The sequence below is a fragment of the Clostridioides sp. ZZV15-6598 genome, assembly GCF_020657705.1.
GTDB lineage: Bacteria > Bacillota > Clostridia > Peptostreptococcales > Peptostreptococcaceae > Clostridioides > Clostridioides difficile_F.
The window spans coordinates 1-3,276 of the sequence record NZ_JAGWCS010000228.1; the positions used below are offsets into that span (position 1 = coordinate 1).

Sequence of the window (3,276 nt, forward strand, 5' to 3'; positions counted from 1 at the left end):
TATTATAACTGTTTGTATATCTCAGAGTATTTAATTTAATTTGCTCTTTAAGCTTTGTTTTCTTCTTAAAGTATTTTTTTCTTTATAACTTTTATATAATACCATACTTGAAAAAAGAATCTTTTAATGTTTTCATTAAAAAAATGAAAACATTAATGTTAAAATAATAACGTTATCTTTAAGTGCTAAGATGAATTTATCTACAATTTATATAAAAAATAAAGTTATATATAGTTAATTTAGATGTTTGTAAAGTATATTATTACTAGTATGAATAATATAATACTAAATAAAAAATAAAATGTTAAAAAAATAACTTGAAAATGTAAAAGTAACATGCTATAATGTTAATAAATTAACATAAAAAGAAGATTATACTATTCTAGGAGGGCATTTAAATGGCTAATAAAGAACAGGTTATAATAGAAAATAAAAGGGGAGAAGAAGTTATGGCAGATAATACGTGTGTTGTAAATAATGTTGAAAATTTAGTTAAAAAATTAGCAAAAATTAGAGAAGCTCAAAAAATCTTTGCTACATATACTCAAGAACAAGTAGATAAGATTTTTTTAGCAGCATCTTTAGCAGCTAATAAGCAAAGAGTTCCTTTAGCCATAATGGCACAAAAAGAAACTGGTATGGGAATTGCTGAGGATAAAGTTATAAAGAATCACTATGCATCAGAGTATATATACAATGCATATAAAGAAACTAAAACTTGTGGTGTTATAGAGAGAGATGAAGCTTTTGGCATGACTAAAATAGCTGAGCCAATAGGAGTTATTGCAGCAGTTATACCTACAACTAATCCAACTTCTACTGCTATATTTAAATCACTTTTAGCTCTAAAAACTAGAAATGGAATAATATTTTCTCCACATCCAAGAGCAAAAAATTCTACTATAGAGGCGGCAAAGATAGTTCTTGAGGCTGCTGTTTTGGCTGGAGCTCCTGAAGGTATAATTGGATGGATTGACGAGCCATCTTTGGAATTAACTACGACTGTTATGAAGGAAGTTGATTTAACACTTGCTACAGGAGGCCCTGGAATGGTTAAATCAGCATATTCATCTGGTAAACCAGCTATTGGAGTTGGTGCAGGTAATACGCCAGCAATAATTGATGACAGTGCAGACATAAAAACTGCTGTAAATTCAATTCTTGTATCTAAGACATTTGATAATGGTATGATATGTGCTTCTGAACAATCAGTTATAGTATTAGAAAATATATATAATGAAGTTAAAAAGGAATTTAAAGAGCGTGGTGCTTACTTATTAAATAAAGAAGAAACAGAAAAATTAAGAAATGTAATTTTAGTAAATGGAGGATTAAACTCTAAAATCGTTGGTCAAACAGCTTGTACAATAGCAAAATTAGCAGGTTTTGAAGTTCCAGTTGATGCTAAAGTTTTAATAGGCGAGGTTGAATCAGTTGAAATAGAAGAAGCTTTTGCTCATGAGAAACTTTCACCAGTACTTGCAATGTATAAAGCGAATAATTTTGATGATGCAGTTAGTAAAGCAGAAAAATTAGTGGAAGATGGAGGGTTTGGTCATACATCTTCACTATATATTGACGATGTAAATCAGAGAGAAAAGCTTGATAAATTTACTAAAGCTATGAAAACTTGTAGAATTTTAATTAACACTCCTTCTTCTCAAGGTGGTATAGGTGATTTATATAATTTTAAACTAGCTCCTTCTCTTACTCTAGGGTGTGGCTCTTGGGGAGGAAATTCAGTATCTGAAAATGTAGGAGTTAAGCACTTACTTAATATTAAGACAGTAGCTGAGAGGAGAGAAAATATGCTTTGGTTTAGAGCACCAGAAAAAGTTTATTTTAAAAAAGGTTGTTTAGGAGTGGCGTTAAAAGAACTTAAAGATGTAATGAATAAAAAGAGAGCTTTTATTGTAACAGATACATTCCTTTACAATAATGGATATACTAAAACAGTTACTGACTTATTAGATGAAATGAACATCAAGCATACTACTTTCTTTGAAGTTGAACCAGACCCAACTTTAGAATGTGCAAAGATAGGTGCTAAAGCTATGAAAGAGTTCAATCCAGATGTAATAATATCTATAGGTGGAGGAAGTGCAATGGATGCAGGTAAGATAATGTGGACATTATATGAGCATCCAGAAGTAGATTTCCAAGACCTAGCAATGAGATTTATGGATATAAGAAAAAGAGTGTATACATTCCCTAAAATGGGTGAAAAAGCTAGTTTTGTAGCCATACCAACATCAGCAGGGACTGGTTCAGAAGTAACTCCATTTGCAGTTATAACTGACCAAGATACAGGAGTGAAATACCCATTAGCAGATTATGAGTTGATGCCAAATATGGCTATAGTTGATGCTGATATGATGATGAATATGCCAAAAGGATTAACTTCTGCGTCTGGTATTGATGCTTTAACTCATGCATTAGAAGCATATGTATCTATGCTTGCAACTGACTATACAAATGGTTTAGCTTTACAAGCTATTAAGAGCATATTTGAATATCTTCCACGTGCATACGATAATGGAGCAAAAGACTCAGAAGCAAGAGAAAAAATGGCAAATGCTTCTACGATGGCAGGAATGGCTTTTGCAAATGCATTTTTAGGTGTTTGTCACTCTATGGCTCACAAGTTAGGTGCTTTCCATCATGTACCACATGGTGTTGCAAATGCCCTTTTAATAACAGGTGTTATGAAATTTAATTCTTCTAATGCACCAAAGAAAATGGGAGTTTTCTCTCAATATAAGTACCCAGAGGCATTAAAGAGATACGCTGAAATAGCTTCATTCTTGGGATTAAAAGGAAATTCTGATGAAGAAAAATTCCAAAGTTTATTGATAGCTATTGAAGATTTAAAGAGTAAAGTTGGTATTCCTAAAACTATAAAAGAATTTGGTGTTGAGGAATCTAAATTTATAGATTCACTAGATGAAATGGTGATTCAAGCCTTTGATGACCAATGTACAGGTGCGAATCCAAGATATCCTCTTATGAATGAAATAAAAGAAATGTATCTAAATTCATATTATGGAAAATAAATTTACTACAAACTTACTATAAAATAAATAAACTAAAATCCTGTATACATGAGATATATAATCTCATTGTATATGGGATTTTTTATTTAAAAAAATATAAATAGTTTTGAAACTTTAATTCAAAATTCAATTAAAGAATGTTATTATAATAATTAGAATGAATCTATATGTAATATTTAGGTATATTTGTATGTAAGATAAGTAATAAATTTGTATTAAAAAG

The 3,276-nt window shown here is 30.3% G+C and carries 1 protein-coding gene; it reads left to right on the forward strand.

The genetic code is table 11. The annotated features are described in order from the left end of the window. Window positions 1–449: 449 nt before the first annotated feature. Window positions 450–3,053 (forward strand): bifunctional acetaldehyde-CoA/alcohol dehydrogenase, encoded by a 2,604-nt coding sequence (gene adhE / locus KGF50_RS20890; RefSeq protein ID WP_413926850.1) that lies wholly within the window; start codon window positions 450–452, stop codon window positions 3,051–3,053. Window positions 3,054–3,276: the final 223 nt, after the last annotated feature.